The following is a 20966-nucleotide window of genomic DNA, read 5'->3' as shown; positions in this document are numbered from 1 at the left end:
GGCGGCGACCGGCTCCGGCGCGGCGGGGGCGGGGGCCTCGCCGCTGGACGCCGCGATCAGCCGCGCCAGCATCGCCGAATCGTCGGGAGCGTCGCCCGCGTCGCGCGCCGCCGCCACATGGTCGGACAGCATGTCGAACGCGGCGACGATCAGGTCGACGAGCGGCGGGGTCAGCGCCAGCGTCTCGCTGCGCAACAGGTCGAGCAGCGTCTCATACTGATGCGTATAGGCTTGCAGGCGTTCGTGCCCGAACGCGCCCGCGCCGCCCTTGATCGAGTGGACCGCGCGAAAGATGCCGTTGATCGTCTCGCCGTCATATTGATCGGCGCGAATGGCGGCGAAGGCACCTTCCATGCCCGCCAGGCCTTCCTCGCATTCCTGGAAGAAGATCTGCTGGATTGCGTCGAGATCCAAGGTGTGGCTCCTGCAGCTCTATTCGGTGGGATCAGGCGGCGGTGAGGACGTCGAGCGCGGCGAGATCGCCCGCCTCGACCATCGCGATGCTGGGAAAGACGACATGCCACGACAGGCCGCGCGCGACCGCTGCGGCGCGCCCGGCGGCCAGTACCTGAAGGCATGCCTGGCCGATCTGGTCGACGCCGCTGGCCTCGATCGTCAGCGGCTGCCCCGCCTCAACGCATTGCATCAGCGACTGACGCAGCGGCCCGGCGGCGGCGGTATCCATTCGGGAAGAGAGCACGATCGACATCGCAGACGTTCCTGTCAGAAGCCGGAGGAGCGGAAGATGTGGCGTGGATGCGCGGTCATTCGGTGGCCCCCCTGTTCGTCCGGTCCGGCAGGTCGTCACGAAGGCGATGCCGGGTGATGCAGCGATGTGCCCGATCTCTCCTAAAATGACGTTAATCACGGAAGGGAGCGCGGACGGATCGATATCTTGGGTGATGTCCCGAAGGTCTTGCGCGCGGGAGGTTAATCGGATGACAACCAATCCCCCGCATTGACGACGGACAAAGGGCGATGATGCCCAAGGGGCGGGTCGACTTGGCGACAACATGCGACATGATTCTGCCGGCGGGTGCGATCGGCGAACTGGCGCGGCAGGCGGAGGTGATGCGGGCGATCGGTTCGCCCTTCGTCGCCGAGGTGCTGGCGGCCGGGGAGCGGCATCTGGCGCAGGCGCCGCGCACCGCCGCGATGCTGGCGGAATGGCCGGGCGATCCGGCCGCCGCGGCGGTGGCGATGCGCTTCAATGCCGCGCTGCACGCGCTCGCCCGCCGCGATACGCCCGCGACATTGGGCGCGCTCTATCGCGGCGAGCATCACGACGTGGACGCGGCGGTGCGCGGCGCGCTGACCAAACACGATTCGTTCATCGCCGCGTGGATGCGCGATCCGCCGCAGACCAACGAGGTCGGCCGCGCCGCCGCGATCCTGGCCGCGTTGATGGTCGTGCGCGCGCGCGACGGGTTGCCGGTCGAGCTGTTGGAACTGGGATCGAGTGCCGGGCTGAACCTCAATCTGGCGCATTATGACTATGATCTGGGCGGGCTGTGCGTGGGTGACGCCCGGTCGGCGGTGCGCATCGTTCCCGAATGGCGGGGCGCCCCGCCCCCGGACCGGCAGGTTGCCGTGGTCGCCGCGCAGGGCGTCGATCTGCATCCGCTCGCCCCCGACGATCCGGCGACGTGCGAGCGGTTGATGGCCTATGTCTTCGCCGACCAGCCGTTGCGTTCCGCGCGACTGGCGCATGCGCTGGCGCTCGCGCGCCGCCATCCGCCGCAGGTGACGCGCGCCGATGCCGCAAACTGGCTGGAGACGCGACTGGCCGAGGCGCAGCCGGCGGCGCGCGGGCGAATCGTGTTCCATTCGATGATGCTGCAATATGTGGCGCCCGACGAGCGCGAGCGGATCGTCGGCGCGATCCGTGCGGCCGGCGCGCGCGCCGATGCGACCCGGCCGCTGTCGTGGATCAGCTTCGAATGGACGGCGGCGCGGACGGCGGTGGAGCTTCGGCTGACCTGCTGGCCGGGCGGGGACACCCACGTGCTGGCCACCTGCCATCCCTACGGCGCCTGGATCGAATGGAAGGGCGAGCGCGCCCGGTAAGACGGCCTTTATGTGCCGTTAAGGATTGCAAACTAAGCCCCCATCATGCCCGGCGGCACGTCGCGGTTCACACCATTGCGAGGATCGATGTTCAAGACGCTGAGCATACCGAGGAAGCTGGGACTGTCGTTCCTGGTCATCAACGCGTCCGCCGCGGTGATGATGCTGGTGTTCTTCGCCAATATCTGGATGATCCGTTCGGCCACCGCCGGCAGCAACCATGCGCAGGACGTCTATGCCAAGGCGCTGACGCTGGAAACGTCGATCCTGCGCGAGAACAGCCAGTTGCGCGGTTTTCTGGTGACCGGCGACGCCTCCTATCTGAAGTCCTATAACGAAGCGCGCGCGGAACATGACGCGACGACGCGGACGCTGGAGGCGCTGCTTCCGACCGCGGAGAAGCGGGCGCTGGTGCTGACCTCCCGCGCGGAAGCCGCCAAATGGCGACGCGCGTGGAGCAACCCGCTGGTGGCGATGGTGCGCGACGGCCGGCGCGATATGGCCGAACAGGCGGTGCGCGACGCCGGCAAGAAGGTACTGACCAGCGCCATCGTCCTGCCGCTGCGCGAACTGCGCGATCAGGAAACCGCCGCCATCGCCGACAATGCCGCGCGCCAGGAGCGGGCGTTGACCATCGCGACGATCGCGCTGGTGCTGGGCGGGCTGGCGCTGATCGGTGTCGCCGTGCTGCTGCAGATGGCCCTGAGCCGCAGCATCGTGCGCCCGATCGGCGCGCTGACGCGACGGATGGCGGATCTGGCGGCGGGCAAGAACGAGATCGACGTTCCCAACGTGGAACGCTCCGACGAACTGGGCGATATGGCGCGGGCGGTGCTGGTGTTCCGCGATGCCGCGCAGGCGAAGCTGACCGCCGACAAGGAACGCGAGGAAGCGATGCGCGCGATCGGCGACGGGCTGCATCGCCTGTCGGAGGCCGACCTGACGGTGCGGCTGGGTGCGCTGCCGGGCAGCTTCGGGACGCTGGCACACGACTTCAACGGAGCGGTCGGCAAGCTGGCCGATCTGACCACCAACGTGCGGCGCAGCGTCGAGGCGATCAAGCAGAACGCCGACGAGATCAGCCAGTCGGCGCGCGACCTGTCGGCGCGCAGCGAGCAGCAGGCCTCGTCGCTGCGCGAGACCGCCGCCGCGATGGACGAGATCACCGGCACGGTGCGTGAGGGCGCCACCAACGCCGCCGATGCGAACAAGGCGATGGCGGAGGCGCGCAATGCGGCGGAACAGGGCGGCGAGGTCGTCCGCAAGTCGGTGATCGCGATGAACGGCATCGAACAGGCCAGCCGCGAGATCGCCGACATCATCAGCGTGATCGACGGCATCGCGTTCCAGACCAACCTGCTGGCGCTGAACGCCGGTGTCGAGGCGGCGCGGGCGGGCGAGGCGGGCAAGGGCTTCGCGGTCGTCGCCAGCGAAGTGCGGTCGCTGGCGCAGCGTTCCGCCGATGCGGCGGCCGACGTGAAGACGCGTATCCTGTCGGCGATCCACCATGTCCAGTCGGGCGTCGAACTGGTCGGCGAGACCGGCGAGTCGCTGCACCGGATCATCGAGCGGGTGGCGAGCGTCAGCGTCATCATGGAGACGATCGCGCGCGCCTCCGATCACCAGGCGCAGAGCCTGGGGCAGGTCAACATCGCGATCAACGAAATGGACGGCGTCACGCAGCATAATGCCGCGATGGTCGAGGAATCGACCGCCGCGGCCAATCTGCTGGCGCGCGAATCCGAGCAACTGGCCGGCGCTGTCGCGATCTTCGCGGTCGACGAACCGGCAGGGCGCCAGGTCGCGGCACCGAGCCGCTCGCCGAGCCGCCCGCGCCAGATCACCGCGCCGACCCGCCAGAGCCGGCCTGCGCCCCGCGTCGTCGGCAACACCGCGCTCGCGACGGTCGAGGACGACTGGTCCTCGTTCTGACGGCCGGCATGGCGAAGCGATCCCGGGCGTTCAGGTCCGGCTCTTGATGGCGTCGCTTGCCGAAGCGTTCGCGGTCGACATTCCGACACCGTCGCGAACGTGGGGCGGCTCGGCGGGATCGGACGCTTCGCTCGGGCAACGGGAAGGTTCGCGGCTTCCGGCCCGTTCGTGGTGCCGGACGTGGTCCGGCATCCAGCCTGCCCCCGCTCATGTGCAGAAATGGACCCCGGAACACGTCCGGGGTGACGTGTCGAGCGCGCTAGCGGAGCGGGGTTCGGCGCTTATGACATCCACGCTTTCGTCGGGGTAGCGACTTACCCCGTGAATGCCCCGATGTCGGCGACCGTCATCTGCCCCGCCGGGATCGCGGGGGCATCGAAGCGCACGCGCAGGAAGCGCGCCCGGCGCGCCGTGAACGGCACGCGCTGCGTCGCCAGCGCATAGGCGATATTCCCGAACTCGCCGGTTGCGGCGGGGGTCCATGCCTTTCCGTCGGCACTCGTTTCCGCGACATAGCCGCGCGGCGGCGCGGTATCCTTGGCGATCGTGCGCGACGGCGTCAGGCTGAACCCGGCCAGCGACACCTCGCGGCCCAGATCGATCGTGACGCTGGCGGGTCTCGCGGACGTCGGCGACGGCACCGTCCAGCGCGTCTGCGCGTCGCCGTCGATCAGCGCCTCGGCACCCGGCCCGCTCGCGGTCACGATCGACCAGCCCTGACGCGGGATGATCGTCGGGTCCGACACCTTGGGCGCGGCGACCGCGACCGGCTGCACCTGCCGGAACAGCGCAATCTCGCTGATCGCCGGGCAGGCGGGCGCGTCGAGGATGCGCAGCCGCAGCCGCCGCGCCGACGACACGCGCGGCAGGCGCACGATCCGCTGCGCACCGATACATTCATGCTCGGCGACCGTCTTCCACTGGCCGCCTTCCTCCAGGTCGAGCGCGAAGCGCGTGACGCGCACGCCCAGCGGCAGGAACTCGCGGATGCGGATCAGGTCGAACGCCCGCCCCGGCGGCAGGTCGAGCGTCAGCGACGGTGTCGTGTCGCGGTCCGGGGTCGACCAATAGGTGTCGCGGTTCCCGTCCAGCACGCGCGACGCCGCGAACGCCTTGCCCCGTTCCGCACTCGCACGCGCCACCGCGCCCTGCGCCAGATCGCGCGCGAAGGTCGCCGCCTGCGCATCGCCGAAGCTTTTCAGCACCGCGACATCATGGTCCGCCACGCGCCCGCGCCGGTCGGGCGGGATGTTGAGGTGCATGTTGGTCCCGCGCGCGACGGATTCGTCGAAATAGCGCACGAGCCGCTCGGGGCTCTTCACCTTCGCATCCTCGTCGGCGTGATAGAACCAGCCGGGGCGGATCGAGGTATTGGTCTCGGCGGGCCACCAGAGCGGCGCACCGCGCACGCCCGAATTGCCCTCCGACTGGACATACGGATGGTTGGGCATCGTCGGCCAGCACGGATCGCCCGCGATGCCGTCCTCGTTGCCGACCCAGCGGATATCGCTGCCCAGCGGGTCGAAGGTGCAGGCCATCGGCTGATGCTGATGCACCAGCGCGACGATCGACGGCCAGTTGTAATATTTGGGCGCATCGATCTTTCGCGTCTCGCGCGCGCCGCCGTAATAGCCATCGCCGCCGTTCGCACCGTCGAACCAGAATTCGAACAGCTCGCCATAGCGCGTGCAGAGTTCGACCACCTGCTTGCGATAATAATCGATATAGGCCGGGCGACCATATTCGGCGTGATTGCGATCCCAGGGCGACAGGTACAGGCCGAACGCGAGGCCCGCGCGCCGCGTGGCCTTCTCCATCTCGCCGACGATATCGCCCTTGCCGTTCTTGTACGGGCTGTTGCGGATGCAATGTTCGGTCAGCATCGTCGGCCACAGGCAGAAGCCGTCATGATGCTTGGCGGTCAGGATGATCCCGCGCATGCCGCCCGCCTTCGCCGCGCCGACGATCTGGTCGGCATCGAAAGCGGTCGGGTTGAACAGCTTGGGGCTTTCGTCGCCATAGCCCCATTCGCGATCGGTGAAGGTGTTGATCGAGAAGTGGATGAAGGCATATTGCTCGCGCATGTGCCACGCCAGCTGACGCTTCGACGGCGTCGCGCCCCATGGGCGAGGCGCGGCATTGCCCTGTGCGAGCGCGGGAAGCGCGGTGGTGGCGGCACCGGCGGCCAGCAGCGCGCGGCGGGTGAGGTCGGTCATCGGTGGCTCCTGAAACAATCGCGTATCGCCCCGGCGGAGGCCGGGGCCCAGTTGGAGGACGTCGCCGCATTGCGCGCGCCGCCCGCCACTGGACCCCGGCCTCCGCCGGGGTAACGGTAAAGGTGGGGGTGACGGGAGTTGGAAGAGATCACGCCGGCACGCGCCCAAACGACGGCGGCCGATCCGCCATGGCGCGCCCGAATGCTGGGTTCGGCGTCGCGCTCATCGTGAAGCGCAGCGTCCCGCCCTTCACCAGATCGGCATGCGCGATCCAGCTCTTGGTCCACGGTCGCCCGTTCCACGTCACCGCCGTCACATAGGGTGTGGCATCCCCATTCCCCGGCGCCTCGATCACCAGCCGTTTGCCGCCCGGCAGCGCGACGGTCGCGCGCTCGAACAGCGGCGAGCCGAAGACGTACACCGCCTCGACCGGATCGACCGGGTAAAAGCCGAGCGCCGACATGACGAACCATGCGCTCATCTGCCCGCAATCGTCGTTGCCGATCACGCCATCAGGATCGTTCTTGTACATCTCGGTGCACAGCCGCCGCACCATCTTCTGCGTCTTCCACGGTGCGCCGACATAGGCATAGAGGTACGCGACATGCTGGTCCGGCTCGTTGCCGTGCGCGTACTGGCCGACCAAGCCACTGATATCCGGCGGCGCATTCTTGGGCAGCGTCGAGGGTGCGGTGAACAATGCATCCAGCTTCGCCTCGAACCTGGCGTCGCCGCCCATGTGCGCGATCAGGCCATAGACGTCGTGCTGGTTCAGGAACGTCGCCTGCCAGCCGTTCGCCTCGGTATAATCGCGCCACCACGGCTTGGGCATATGCCCCAGTTGCACCGGATCGTAGGGCGTCCACCAGCTGCCGTCGTCGAAGCGCGGCCGCGCGAAGCCGATCGAGGGGTCGATGACGTTGCGCCAGTTGCCGGAGCGCTTGAGCAGCCGCGCGGCATCCGCCTCCGCGCCCGCGACGCCCGCGATCTTCGACGACGCCCAGTCGTCATAGGCATATTCCTGCGTCCGGCTGACGCTCTCGAACCATTTGTCGGCGGGGACATAACCCTTGGCGTCGTACAGGTCGCGGCCCTTGCTGTTGTCGAGGTCGGGGGCGCTGAAGTCGAACGAGCGCTTCCGGATGCCCGGCCACGCCGCGGCATAATCGGCGGGTATGCCCTTGGCATGCGCCTCCGCCAGCACCGGGACGGCGTGCCATCCCATCATCGTCCCCGTCTCCACGCCCTCCAAGGGCCAGACCGGCGGGCCATAGGCGCTCTGCTGCGTCTGGCGGATCAGGTCGTCGACCAACGACTTGACGCGATCCGGCGCGACGATCGTCAGCAACGGGTGGAGCGCGCGATACGTGTCCCAGAGCGAATAGGTGGAATAGGCGCGCTGCCCGGCCGGAACGGTGTGGACCTGGCGGTCCAGCCCGATGTAGCGCCCGTCGACGTCGGAGAAGAGCGTCGGCGCCAGCATCGTATGATACAGCGCGCTCGCCATGATCGTGCGCTGGTCGGGCGTGCCGCCCTCGACCGCGACCGCGCCCAGCGTCTCGGCCCAGCGGCGCGCGGCGGCGCGGCGAACACCGTCGAAATCGCCGCGTCCCGCCTCGGCGTTCAGGTTCGCGCGCGCCCCCGCCACATCCACCGCCGATATGCCGCAGCGGACCACGATCGGCGCGGCCCCGGCATCGTCGTAGAACAGCACCGCCTTCACGCGCTTGCCCGCGACCTGCGTCGCGCCCTTCGGCTGCTCGGCATCGTCGTCGCCATAAAAGGCGATCCGGTCGGGCCGGCGCGACAGCTGCATCGCGAAATGGATGCGGCGGCCCTTGGCCCAGCGGTGGACGCGGCGGCTGCCGGTCAGCACGCCGTCACGATCGACGCGCAGGCTGCTGTCGTCGATCAGCGGCGGACTGTCCCATTTGTCCATGACCATATGCGCGAGGTCGATCAGGATGTGCCCTGCGCCCTTCGGGAAGGTATAGCGGTGCCAGCCGGTCCGCTCGGTCACGGTCAGTTCGGCACGCACCCCGCTTTCCAGCGCGACACGGTAATAGCCGGGCTCGGCCTGTTCGTCCGAATACCGCTGGCGATAGCCCGCATCCGGGTTGTCGAGCGGCCCCGGCTGCAACTGCACCGATCCCCGCGTCGGCACCACCAGCACGTCGAGCATGTCGCCGATCCCGGTCCCCGACAGATGCGTGTGGCTGAACCCCATGATCGAGCTGTCGCCATGGTGATAGCCCGAACAGGTCGCCCAGCGCGCCACATCGGTATCGGGTGACAGCTGCACCATCCCGAACGGCAGCGTCGCGCCCGGATAGGTATGCCCGTCGCCGCCGGTCCCGACGAACAGGTTCGGGGCGGCGCGGGGGCCGCGCGCGGCAAAGGCGGGGAGGGGGGCGACCGCGACGGTCGCCGTGGTCGCGAGCAGCGTGCGGCGGGTGAACATCAAAAACCTTCCTTCAGGATCGCGGGGTGCGTGCGCGCCACGCGGACGATCAGTTCGCCGAACAGGCCATTGGTCCAGGCGAACCAGTGGCGGGTCCATTTCGCGGGATCGTTCATGTCGAACGTCTCGTGCATGAAGCCCGTCCCGGCATCGGTATCGCGCAGGGTCTTCAGGCAGGCACGGATCGTCGCGGCATCGGTCGTGGAGAGCGCGCGGACGATCAGCGACATCGGCCAGATCTGCCCGAGGCCAACGTGCGGCCCGCCGATCCCTTCGCCCGCGCTGCCACGGAAGAAATACGGATTGGCATCGCTCCACGCCGCCGCCTCGGTGCGTCGCCACAAGGCGTCATCAGGTGCGACGCAGCCGAGATAGGCCAGCCCCGACAGCGACGGCACATTGGCGTCGTCCATGAACATCGCGTTGCCGAAGCCGTCGACCTCGAACGCCCACACCTCGCGCCCGTCGCGCAGCCGCATGGTGCCATATTGCTTCAGCGCCGCCTCGACCTCGGCGGCGAGCGCGGTCGCGTCCTGCGCGAGCGCGGTGTCGTGCGCCGCCTCGCTGGCGACGACCGCCATTTCGCGCAACGCGGTGACCGCGAACAGGTTCGACGGGATCAGGAACGGATATTGACACGCATCGTCCGACGGGCGGAAGCCGGAGACGATCAGCCCGACGGGCCGCATCGGATTGCCCCAGCCGTCCAGCGGCATCGTCTCGGTGTTGCGGTTGGACGAGCGCAGGAAGCTGTACGGCCCGCGCCCCTCCTTGCGCTGCTGCTCGCGGAACGTGCCGACACTGGCGCGCGCCGCCTCCGCCCATGTCCGGTCGAACGGCCGCGCATCGCCCGTCGCCCGCCAGTAACCATGCGCCAGCCGCATCGGGTAGCAGAGCGAGTCGATCTCCCACTTCCGCTCCGCGACGCCGGGTTTCATGACGGTCTGGTCCTGCAACGACCAGGACAGGTCAGTCTTGGCGGTCGGATCGTGCATGAAGGCGTTGGCGTACGGATCGATCAGGATCGACCGCGCCTGCCGCGCGATCAGCCCGCGGAACAACTCGCCCAGCTTCGGGTCTTGCCTGACCAGATGCAGGTACGGCGTGACCTGTGCCGAGCTGTCGCGCAGCCACAGCGCATTGATGTCGCCGGTGATGACGAACGCGTCGGGCTGGCCGTCGACGGTCCCCATCTTGACGGTCGTGTCGAGCGTGTTCGGATAGCAATTGCCGAACATCCAGCGCAGCTTGGGATCGGCGATCTGCTTCGACACCCGCGCGAGTTCGCGCTCGACAGCAGGGGAGGTGAAGCGCCGATCGGCGGGGGCAGGGCGCTTGCTGGCATAGCCGGCGGCAGGCGCGGCGATGGCAGGCGCCGCCGCCAGCGCGGCGCTGCCGGCGAGGAACGCGCGGCGATCGATGGTCATGCGGGGGTCCTCCCTGCCCATACCGCCCCGGCGGACGCCGGGGCCCAGTTGGGAGACGCCGGTGACGACGCGCGGCGCTCCATGACAAAGGCTTTCCCACCTGGGCCCCGGCGTCCGCCGGGGCGGTAGCAGGACAGCACCCCCATCACTTCGGCAAATCCGCATCCGCGCCCGTGACCGCGAACTCGGTCCACGCGCCGGGCGCAGCCCCCGGCTGCCCGCCGCCGATCCACAGCCGGTAAGCCCCCGGCACGATGTGCCGCCGCCCGTCACGCTCGACGACGCTCATCATCCGCGGGTCGATCGTGAACCGCGCCGTCCCGTTCTTGCCGGCGCGCAGCGGCAATCGCTGGAACCCCACCAATTGCCGTTGCAGCACCGGCGCCGTCATCCCGCTTCCTGCGACCTTGGGCGGCACCAGATACGCCTGCACCACTTCCTCGCCATCGCGCTTGCCGCTGTTGGTCACCCGCGCCGTCACCGTCAGCGGCTGCCCGCTCGCGACGCTCGCCGCCGCCGTCACCCGGTCATAGCCGAACGTCGTGTACGACAGGCCGTGCCCGAACCCCCAGAGCGGCGTGCCGGTGAAGTAGCGATAGGTCCGCTCCTTCATCCCGTAATCGACGAAGGCGGGCAGGTCGGTCGTCGCCTTGTAGAAGGTCACGGGCAAGCGCCCCGACGGATTGGTCGCACCCGACAGCACGTCGGCCAGCGCGGTGCCGCCCGCTTCGCCGGGATACCAGAGTTCGACCACCGCATCGGCGGCCTTGGGATCGACCGCCACCGCGCTGCCGCTCGCCAGCACCAGCACGATCGGCTTGCCCGTCGCCTTCAGCGCGGTCAGCAACCGTTGCTGCGCGAAGGGCAGCGCAATGTCGCTGCGGTCGCCGCCGATGAAGCCGGGCACCTGCACCTGCAATGCCTCGCCCTCCAGATCGGGGGAGAGGCCACCGACCATCACCACCACGTCCGACGCCTGCGCCGCCTTCACCGCCTCCGCCACCAGCGGTTCCTCCGGCGGCAGCCAGAGGAGGCGGAAGGACTGGTCCTGGCTGCCGTGGTTCAGCGTCAGGTCGAACGGCTGCGGCTGCCCGTCGCTGTCCCACGCGATCTCGACGTTCCCCCTCGGCAGCGCGCCGTCGTGCAGCACCCGCCCGCCGATCGACAACGTCGCGGTGTCGTGCGTCGAGCAATCCTTCCAGCATTGCGCCTGGTCCAGCACCAGCCGGTACGCCCCCGGCCCCGGCGGGGTTAGCGTGCCCGTCCAGCGCGCGACATAGCCCTCCACCGGCAACCCCGGCGCCGCGGCCACGCGCGTCAGGTCGAGATCGATCCGCCGCTCCGCGCGCTTCAACACCTCGCGCCCGTCGACGCTGTAAGTCGCGGTCAGCCCCTTGAGCGCCGTCTCCGGCAGCACGACCGGCGCACCGTCGGCCAGCACCGACCCCTGCGCATAGGTGACATTCGCGAACCGCTGCCGCAGCCCCTCCAGCGGGGTGACGGGCGCGACCGCCGTGCCGTGATAATTCCCCTGCAACACCCCCAGATCGTCGGCATTCGCGCCGATCACCGCCAGCTTCGTCCCCGCCGCCAGCGGCAACCGCTGCCCGTCATTCTGCAACAGCACGATCGCCTTGCGCGCCGCCTCCAGCGCCAGCGCGCGGTTGGCGGGCGTGTTCACCGCATCCGCCTTGATCGACGCCCACTGGCTCGTCGCCCCGAACGCGATCCCCAGCCTGCGGCGCGCCTCCAGCGAGCGATGCAGCGCGGTATCGACCTCCGCCTCGCTCACCAACCCGCGCTTCACCGCCTCCGGCAGCGCGGAATAGGTATTGCCGCAATTCAGGTCGTTGCCGCCCTTGATCGCGGCCGCGGCGGCGGCGGCGGCGTCGAGCCGGTAATGGTGGAACAGATGGATGTTCGCCACCGCGTCGCAATCCGACACGGTGAAGCCCGTGAACCCCCAGTCGCGCCGCACCCGGTCGTTGAGCAACGCCCCCGACGCGCACGCCGGCGTGCCGAGGATCGAATTATACGCGCACATCAACGACTGCGCCTTTCCCTCGACCACCGCGCGCCGGAACGCGGGCAGGTACGTCGCCTCCAGATCCTGCGGGCTGGGATCGACGTCGAACCCGTCGCGCCCCGCCTCCGGGCCGCTATGCACCGCCAGATGCTTCGGCGTCGCGATCACCTTCGGGTGGAGCGGGTCCGGCCCCTGCAGGCCGGTGACGAAGGCGACGCCCAGCGTCCCCGTCAGATACGGATCCTCGCCATAGGTTTCCTGCCCGCGCCCCCAGCGCGGATCGCGGAAGATGTTGATATTGGGCGACCAGATCGTCAGCCCTTCGTAGATGCGGCGGTTCGCGCCCACCGGGTTCGCGTTGAACTTCGCGCGCGCCTCGGTCGCGACCACGTCGCCGATCCGGTGGACGAGCGGCGCATCCCAGGTCGCCGCCATCCCGATCGCCTGCGGGAAGACCGTCGCGTGGCCGTTGCGTGCGAGGCCGTGCAGCCCCTCGTTCCACCAGTCATAGGCAGGCAGCCCGGCCTTCGCATCGGCGGGCGCAGTGCTCTGCAATTGCGCGGCCTTTTCCTCGATCGTCATCGTCGCGATCGTCGCCGCGACGGGATCGGCGGCAGCGCTCGCCAACAACAACCAGATCATGTGCGTCCTCCCAGCGAGCGCAAGGTCAGCGCGCGCGTCAATTGTGCGGGCGTCGCAGCGGACTCCACGCGGATCGTCCGGCTTTCACCGGGCAGCAGGTCGAAACCGTCGTCGGACGGCTGTGCGGAGACGGCACCGAAATCGAGCATCACCGCGCGCGCCAGTGCGGTGGCGGTGATCGTCACCGTCCGCCCGTCCCAGCGCGCCGACAGGCCGGGGTCGGGCCAGTGCATGTCCTTCGGCAACGCGCGCTCAAGGATGCGCCGATGCAGCAACGTGTCGCCCGCATACAATTCCGCCACGCCATAGCTGTCGGCCGCCGCCGCCGCGCCGAACAGCGCGGCATCCGGCACCGACGCGACCTCGGTCGCCGCCAGCGGCGCGAGCGTCACGTCGCCGCCGCGCTCGCCCAGCACCCGCCCGTCCATCGCGAACCCGCGCACGCGCCAGCGCGCCGCGATCGGTGTCGTGGCATCGGACACCAGCGCGACACGCGTCGCCGCCTCCTTATGCTCGGTCACGATCACCTGATCCGCGAAGAACCGCCGCGCGGCATATTGGAGCAGCTTCCACCGCCCGTCATAATCGATGCTCGACCATGAAATCGCGGGCCAGGTATCGTTCAACTGCCAATAGAGCGACCCCATCGTCACCGGGCGGCACGCGCGATGATGCAGCGCCGCCAGCTCGATCGCCTGCGCCTGATTGACCTGCGTGAGGTACACGTAATCCGCCAGCCCCTTCGGCTCGCCCAGCCGCTCGCGGATGTAGAACAGCAACCGGTCGTTGCCTTCACCCGCCAGAAACTTCTGGTGCGCCTTCATCACCGGATCGGTCGGCGCGACGTTCAGCGTGCCCGCGAAATCCTTGATCGTCGCCAGATCGGGCATCGCCTGAAAGCCATATTCGGACATGAAGCGCGGGCAGGAATTCAGATAGTTCGCGACCGGCTTCGACCCCGACCATACGTCCCAGAAATGTCGGTCGCCCGCCGCATCGGTATCCACCGGGCCATCGTAATCGGTCGAGGGTGAACCGGGCCAATATGGCACCGCCGGATCGAAATCGCGCACCGCCTGCCGCAGCACGCCGTCGAACAGGATCGCCATGCCCGCGCCGATCCGCTCCTGCTCGTCCGCGCCGACCGCCTTCTTGAACGCCTTGCGATCCGACCAATTCTCCCAGCCCGACAGCACCTCGTTGCCGCCCGCCCACAACACGATCGACGGATGGCCGGACACGCGCGCGACCTGCTGCTCGGCCTCGATGCGGACATTCTCGCGGAACGCCGCATCCGGCGGGGTCACCGCGCCGCCGAACATGAAGTCCGACCAGATCATCAGCCCCAATTCGTCGGCGGCGTCGAAGAAGGCGTCGGGCAGGTAATAGCCGCCGCCCCACACGCGGATCATGTTCATGTTGACCGACTTCGCATCGGCCAGCAGCGCGCGCATCTTCTCCGGCGTCACCCGCGCCGGGAAATTGTCGAACGGGATCAGGTTGGCGCCCTTGGCGAAGATCGGCGTTCCGTTGATCTTGAACCCGAAGGCGCCACCGCCACGGATCAGCTCGACCGTGCGCAACCCGATCCGCCGCTTGGCATGGTCGCTCTCGGTCCCGTTCTCGACCAGCGCGCCCGCCACCCGGTACAGCGGCTGCGCGCCGTAACCGACCGGCTGCCAGCGTTGCGGCTGCGCGATCGTCAGCGGTACGGTGACGCGATTGTCGCCCGCCGCCAGCGTGATCGTCTGTTCGGTGGTCACGACCTTGCCGTCCGGCCCGGTGATCGTCGCGCGTACCAGCGCGGGGCCAGTGCGATCCGCCACCACGTCGAACTTGGCGTCCAGCCGCGCCTCGGCATCGTTCAGCGCGACCTGCTCGACCCGCATCTGCGCCAGCCGCGCATCGTCCCATGCCTCCAGCCGCATCGGCTGCGTCGGCCCGATATTGACGATGCGCGGGCCCCAGTCCCAGCTCCAGTCATATTTGGGTTTGCGGATATAGGGCGAGGTCTGCTTGCCCTTCGGCTCGTCGCCGAACGCAGAATCATATTCGCCCGGCAGCGGGTGGGCCTCGGCCAGCACCTTGGTCTGCATCGTCTTGATCGGCGAGGCGAAGGTGAGGGTGATCGTGTTGTCGCCCGCCTTCAGGAACGGCTTGGCATCCACCCGCCATTGCCGATGCGCGTTATCGGCACTCAGCAACGACTGCCCGTTGACCGAAACGGTCGCGAACGTGTCGAGCGCATCGAACACCAGGTCGAGGTGATCGCGCGCCATCTGCTCCGGGGTCAGCCTCAGCATGCGCTGATACTGCCAGCCCGTCAGTCCGGCCCATTGGATCGCAGCCTCATTGGTGCCCTTGAACGGATCGGGCACCTGTTTCGTCGCGATCAGCGCCTGTTGCACGCTGCCCGGCACCGTCGCGCGAAACCATTTGGCGGCGCGCGGATGCGCCTTGGCCGCTTCGGCATCCTTCGGGTCGATCCGGACCTGCCAGTCCGTGTCGAGCGTCGTCACCGTCTTCGGCGCGGCGACCGCCGCCGTGGAGGCGAGCAGCAACGGTACGGCCAGCCACCGCATCAGCGCCGCTCCGCCAGTTGCACGCGCGCGACCGTGTAATAGGGATCGCTGAGCGGTGAGGTGAATTGGAAGCACATGTCCTGATCCCCGGTCATTTTCGGCAGGGTGCCCGTGAAGCTAAGCCGTTGCGGCGCGCTGGCCGGATCCGGCAGCGGGAAGGTGCCGATCGCCACCGGCTTCGCGGTGGGATCGCCCGCTTTCTGCGCGTTGATCGCGGCGGTGCAGCCGATCTGCACCAGCAACTCGCCGTGCGGCGAGACCGCATAATATTCACGCAGCTTCGACTGGTCGTGCCCGAGCGCCCAGTTGCGCGCCAGCCGCACGACATCGACCGTATAGCTGCCCGCGATATCCAGCGGCGCGGCCGGATAGACGGCGCAGGTGTTGAACAGGTTCAGGTTGAACGCCGGATCCCGCTCGGGCGCATCCGGAGTCTGCGGCACACGCAGGCCGAACGGCGTGCCCGCGCACGGCATCAGGTCGCCGTTCCCGCGCGTCAGCAGCGCCCCCCGCGACGTGTCGAAATCGCGCACGGCGGCGGTCGCCAGCCCTTGAGTGTCGAAGGCGGCGGCGCGCACCACCACGCCCGGCGTCAGCGACAGCGGCTTGGCATAGGCGCGCGACTTGGCGGTCGGCGCGCTGCCGTCGGTCGTATAGCGAATCGTCCCATAGCCCGCCTGCGTGGATAGCGTCAGCGGAACCTTTTTGGCGCGCAACGCATCGCCGCGCGTCCCCGGCACGGTGAAGTCGACCGCGAACGCGCTGTCGGCGACGTCCATCCCCGCTGTCGTCCAGCGATCCGCCTGCCGCTTCACGCGCGGCAGGAAGCCGTTCAGGTCGCGCTTGTCCTTCGCCGACCAGGTGATCTCCGCGATCGCCGCCGCGCGCGGGAAAATGTGGAACTGCACCTCGGCGGGCGTGACCAGATACTCGCTCCAGACATTGCCCTGCGCGCCCAGCACGTGGTGCGCGCGGTCGGCCGGAATCCCCGCGGGCATCGGGTCATAGGCATAGACATCCGCCAGCGAGCTGACGACATTCTGCCCCGGCACTTCGGTCGGCAGATTGCTCTGCACCCGGTCGAGATACAGCGGCGTGCCCGGCGACAGCACCACGTCATGCCCCTGATTGGCGGCGGCGACCGCGCCCGCCTCGCCGCGCCACGACATGACCGACGCGCTGGCGGGCAGCCCGCCCTCCAGGATCTCGTCCCAGCCGATCAGGCGGCGACCCTTGCTCTGGAGATAGGCGCCGAACTGGTCGATCATCCAGCTTTGCAGCGCATTCTCATCCTTCAGGCCCAGCGCCTTGATCTGCGCCTGCACCACCGGGCTGCGCTGCCACTGGTCCTTCAGCGCCTCGTCACCGCCCAGATGGATATAGGTGCCGGGGAACACGTCGGTCAGTTCGTCGAGCACCTCCTTGACGAAGGCGATCCCCTGCGGCCCCGGATTGAACAGATACGGCTCGATCCCCCAGCGATTGCCGACCGGCGGTCGGTCGCCCAGGATGCCGAGTTCGGGATAGGCCGACACCAGCGCCGTCGCGTGACCCGGCAGGTCGACTTCGGGCACGATCGTCACGCCGCGCTCACCGGCATAGGCGACCAGCGCGCGCAACTCGTCCTGCGTGTAGAAGCCGCCGACTCGCGTCGTCGGGGCGGGGCCGCCGATCGACGGCGGCGTCCGCCACGCGCCGAGCTCGGTCAGCTTCGGATAACGCTTCACCTCGAACCGCCAGCCCTGATCGTCGGTCAGGTGCAGGTGCAGCGTGTTCAGCTTGACCGCCGCCATCTGGTCGACGATCCGCCGCAACTCGGGCATGGGCAGGAAATGCCGCGCCGGGTCGATCATCAACCCGCGCCATGCGAAGCGCGGGGCATCGTCGATCGTCATCACCGGCACGCGCACCGGCTGTCCGGTCTTGTCGTCGGGGCTCAGCAATTGCGCGACGGTCATCGCGCCGTTCACGAAGCCGGCGGTGGTGTTCGCCAGCACGCGGATGCCGTCGCGCGTCACCGCGACGCGATAGGCCTCCGAACCTGTGATGGTGGCATCCCGCTCGAACCGGATGCGTCCCGCGCCCGCGCTAGCACGAAGCGTCAGACCGCGCGTCGTGCGGACATGCGCGATCATGACCTGTGCCGCGCGGGCCGCATCGGGCACCGCGCTCACCGTCGCGCCGTCCGCGATCGTCACGCTTCCCGCGCCGCGCACGATCGATTGCGGCAGCGGCAGCAGCGACTGGGCCGACGCCGGTGCGGCGAGGCAAGTCGTTGATAACATGGAGATCGCAATTGCGAGACGGCGGTGCATCGCTGCTCCCTTGGTCCTGTTTTGGTATGGGCCCATCATGCCGGCTGCAACGGTGAACGTCCATGGCAGGGGCAAAAAAAAGGGGCCTCCGTCGCTGACGGAGACCCCGAGGCGGGAGATGGAATGCCGCTGATATTACAGGCGGAACGAGACGCTCGCGACATAGGTGCGGCCGTTCTTGTAGAAGGCCGACGGCCGGTCGCGGGTGCCGTTGTACTGGATGTAGGTTTCGTCCAGCAGGTTCTGCGCGTTGAGCGTGATCGAGATGTTCTTCGTCAGCGCCAGTGAGGCCGAGGCGTCGAGCTGGCTGTACGGCGCGACCGAGTCGAGCGAGTTCAGGCGACCCAGCGCGCGGAAGTATGCCGAGCGATAATTGTAGCTGACGCGCGCCTGGAACGGCCCCTTTTCGAAATAGGGGATCACGTTGACCGTATGCTTCGACAGATACGGCAGGTTCAGCGAGCCGGTGACGCCCGGGATGACCGAGGTCGAGCTGTCCTGATAGGCGTAGTTCGCCTGGATGCCGAAGCCGCCCCAGATCTCCGCCTGCCCGTTGACCAGCACGCCGTTGACCTTCGCCTTGCCGGCGTTGATCGGGCTGGTCACGCGATAGGTGCTGACCACCCGGCCTTCGAGCGAGTTGAAGAAGCTCTGGTTCGGGATCGACGTCGAGACGATATAGTTGCTGATCTCGCGGCGATACAGTTCGAGCGAAAGCAGCGCACCGGCGCGCGGATAGAATTCCGCGGTGATTTCGTAGTTGGTCGACTCGTACGGCTTCAGATTCGGGTTGCCGCCGCCAGCATCCAGCGTGGTGTCGTTCTGCGAGATCGACGCCGCCAGATCCTGATAGCGCGGACGCGAGATCACCTTGGCGGCCGCACCGCGAACGATGAACTGCGGCGAAACTTCATACGCCACGTTCAGCGCCGGCAGGAACTTCAGGTAATCGGTCGCGGTGCTGGTCGGCACCGGCGTTGGGTTCGGGTTGGCCTTGGTGGGCAGCGACAGCGCATAGAAGGAGACGTCACGGGTATAGACCAGACGTCCGCCGACGTTACCGCGCAGCCCGCCCTGGTCGAAATTGACCTGGACATAGCTGGCCGCCGTCCGCTCCTCGACACGGGTCGAGCCGCCGACCTTGGTGAACAGCGGGGTGTTGATGCTGTTCGCCAGAATGTCGATCACCGACTGCTGCGGCAGGTTGAGGTACTTGGTCGCCGACCCCGAACCGCCGGTACCGTCGAAGATGCCGTCCGGCGTTGTCAGCGTGGTCACGCCCAGCTGATTGCCCAGCTTCGAGCTGGTCAGGTAGGTGTTCACGCCGCGCGCGTCGATCTTGTTGACGTGATCGGTGATCCGCGCGCCGATCAGGATCTGCTTGAAGAAGCCGTCGCCAAGCGGCACCGTCGCGTCGAACCCGCCGAAGATGTCGCGGTCAGTCGTGACGCTGTAGTCCAGGCCGCCGATCTGCGCGGCATTGAGCTGCGCGCCGTTGACGTTGAACGGACGGCCCTCGATCGTCACCAGCTGATTGCTGGGGTTGGTGAAGTAATTGGCCGGATTGGTCAGGTCGCCGGTGTAGTTGACCTCTGCCGAATTCGACGTGATCGCATAGCTGAACGGCAGCTTGGTCTGCACGTTGAAGAGATATTCGGGGTTACGCCCGCCGGTCGCCTTGCTCCAGCCGCCCAGGAACGACACCTTCGCGCCGTCGTCACCTTCCCAGTCGGCGAAGAAATTGAGATTGTCGGTCTTCAGCTTGGTGCTGCGGACCAGCGTATCGAGCTGCGCGTTGCGCTGGCTGGTCGCCGCGCCGAACGCGGCATTGGTGACGACGCCGTTGCTGACCGTCGCCGACTGCAGGTCCTGACCGCTCCATGCGCCCGGAATGGTGTACATCGACTGGCTGTAATTGTTGTAGTCGCCGTCGATGTGCAGGCCGTTCAGCGTCAGCGTCAGGTTGCTGGCCGGGCGATACTGCACCGTGCCCGAGATGCTGGTCCGCTCGCGCTTCTGCTGGAAATAGGCGTAGTTGATGCCGAACGGCAGCACCGCATTCGCCAGATCGTTGCGCGTACCGCCCGAGACGGTCGCCGACGGGTTCTTGAACAGCGGCTGCCCGCTGGCGTCGCGGACCAGAATGGCGTTGCCCGCCGAATCGCGGGTCGGGTTACCGTCGGCGTCGTTGACGGTCTGGAAGAAGCGCGCGTCGGCCTTCTCGTAGCCGAAGAATTCGACACCGGCGCGCACCAGCTGCTGCTTGTCATAGGTGCCGGCGATCAGGACGCCGAAGGTTTCGTCGGCGTTCTTCCAGCTGTACAGGCCCGAGCCGCGGACGCTGCCCTTCTCCGAACGGTCGTTGTAGGTATAGCCGCCCGACGCGAACAGCGAGTTGGCGTCCAGTTCCAGCGGACGGCGCGTGCGCACAATGACCGTGCCGCCCAGGCTGCCGTCTTCCAGACGCGCTTCGGGGGACTTGTACACCTCCAGCCGGTCGACCAGTTCCGGCGCCAGCAGCGAGTAGTTGAAGGTGCGGCTGGACGGATCGTTGTCGTTGCCGCCCCAGTCGGCCGACGCCAGCGCGTGGCCGTCGAGCAGCATGCGGTTCAGTGCCGGGTCGGTGCCGAGAATCGCGACCTTCTCACCCTCGCCGAAACGGCGGTCGATCGACACGCCGGGGATGTGCGCCAGCGATTCGGCGACGTTGCGGTCGGGGAACTTGCCGATGTCCTCGGCCGAGATCGCATCGACGACCGCGTTGGCGTTGCGCTTCAGCTCGATCGCCTGACGAAGGCTGCCGGCATAGCCGGTGACGACGATATCCTCGCCGGTGTCGTCCGCCGCTCCGCTGGGCGCCGTGTTCGCGGGCGGCGCCGTCTCCTGCGCCTGCGCCACATGGGCGAACCCGAACAGCGCGGTGGACATCAGCATCATCGAGCGCAAGCGCATGGGTAATCCCCCTCATAGGCCCGGCACCGACCGGGTCGCGTGATAGATCCGGGCCGCGACGACGATCCGATGACGCCTGTCACCGCTGTCTTCGTCGGTCCTAAACTGGTCCTGTAACCAATTTGGATCAGCGCGGACATACTCTGTTACGGAAAAGTTTCACGGGCAAAAGAATTTTTTACCGTTTTGCGGAAAGTGTGTCTTTCAGGAGACATGGGTGGCACCGGCCATCAAGATGGCGCGCAGTCCCACCAGCGTGACAAAGGTACGTAGGTGGGCTTGCGGATTGTTACATCCGGACGCTTTGGATACGATCCCGTTCACGGGGTGCAAAGGGGAACGGCGC

The 20966-nt window shown here is 68.0% G+C and carries 11 protein-coding genes; 2 read left to right on the top strand and 9 right to left on the bottom strand.

Annotated elements, in window-relative coordinates; all coding sequences use genetic code 11:
* Together NS334_RS13800 and NS334_RS18695 are read right to left on the bottom strand one after the other, a co-directional pair.
* On the bottom strand, nucleotides 1-414 hold a 414-nt coding region (locus NS334_RS13800), incomplete at its 3' end, for an Hpt domain-containing protein (protein ID WP_193753106.1).
* A 31-nt stretch (nucleotides 415-445) separates the two neighbouring features.
* Nucleotides 446-709 (bottom strand): STAS domain-containing protein, encoded by a 264-nt coding sequence (locus tag NS334_RS18695; protein WP_193753105.1) that lies wholly within the window; start codon nucleotides 707-709, stop codon nucleotides 446-448.
* 311 nt (nucleotides 710-1020) lie between these two features.
* Here NS334_RS18695 and NS334_RS13790 point away from each other — a divergent pair, with 311 nt between their 5' ends.
* Nucleotides 1021-2067, top strand: a complete 1047-nt coding sequence (locus NS334_RS13790; protein ID WP_083500487.1) for a DUF2332 domain-containing protein — start codon at nucleotides 1021-1023, stop codon at nucleotides 2065-2067.
* A gap of 87 nt (nucleotides 2068-2154) precedes the next feature.
* On the top strand, nucleotides 2155-3999 hold the full coding sequence (locus NS334_RS13785; RefSeq protein ID WP_241491959.1) for a methyl-accepting chemotaxis protein: 1845 nt from the start codon (nucleotides 2155-2157) through the stop codon (nucleotides 3997-3999).
* Nucleotides 4000-4313: 314 nt separating this feature from the next.
* Here the strand turns inward: NS334_RS13785 and NS334_RS13780 are convergent, their stop codons facing one another.
* The 7 genes from NS334_RS13780 to NS334_RS13750 form a co-directional block, all read right to left on the bottom strand.
* Nucleotides 4314-6215, bottom strand: coding sequence for an alpha-L-fucosidase (locus tag NS334_RS13780; protein ID WP_083500486.1), 1902 nt, complete (start codon nucleotides 6213-6215; stop codon nucleotides 4314-4316).
* A 148-nt stretch (nucleotides 6216-6363) separates the two neighbouring features.
* Entirely contained in the window at nucleotides 6364-8676 is a 2313-nt protein-coding gene (locus NS334_RS13775; protein ID WP_083500485.1) for a GH92 family glycosyl hydrolase, read from the bottom strand.
* Nucleotides 8676-10103, bottom strand: coding sequence for a glycoside hydrolase family 125 protein (locus tag NS334_RS13770; protein ID WP_058756529.1), 1428 nt, complete (start codon nucleotides 10101-10103; stop codon nucleotides 8676-8678). The genes NS334_RS13775 and NS334_RS13770 overlap by 1 nt, the downstream gene beginning before the upstream one ends.
* Before the next feature lie 145 nt (nucleotides 10104-10248).
* A complete protein-coding gene (locus NS334_RS13765; RefSeq protein WP_058756528.1) occupies nucleotides 10249-12771 on the bottom strand; it encodes a glycoside hydrolase family 3 C-terminal domain-containing protein in 2523 nt (840 codons plus the stop codon).
* Complete coding sequence (locus NS334_RS13760) at nucleotides 12768-15353, bottom strand: beta-mannosidase (RefSeq protein WP_058756527.1); 2586 nt, start codon at nucleotides 15351-15353, stop codon at nucleotides 12768-12770. The genes NS334_RS13765 and NS334_RS13760 overlap by 4 nt, the downstream gene beginning before the upstream one ends.
* Nucleotides 15353-17638 carry a beta-N-acetylhexosaminidase gene (locus NS334_RS13755; protein ID WP_241491958.1) on the bottom strand — a complete coding sequence of 762 codons (2286 nt, stop codon included), beginning with the start codon at nucleotides 17636-17638 and terminating at the stop codon, nucleotides 15353-15355. Before NS334_RS13755 ends, NS334_RS13760 begins: the two co-directional genes overlap by 1 nt.
* A 165-nt stretch (nucleotides 17639-17803) precedes the next feature.
* The gene (locus NS334_RS13750; protein ID WP_241491957.1) at nucleotides 17804-20605 is read right to left on the bottom strand and encodes a TonB-dependent receptor; all 2802 of its coding nucleotides are present in this window, start codon (nucleotides 20603-20605) and stop codon (nucleotides 17804-17806) included.
* Nucleotides 20606-20966 lie beyond the last annotated feature (361 nt).

The sequence above is a fragment of the Sphingomonas endophytica genome, assembly GCF_001476895.1.
GTDB lineage: Bacteria > Pseudomonadota > Alphaproteobacteria > Sphingomonadales > Sphingomonadaceae > Sphingomonas > Sphingomonas endophytica_A.
This window is presented reverse-complemented; position numbering and strand designations above follow the sequence as displayed.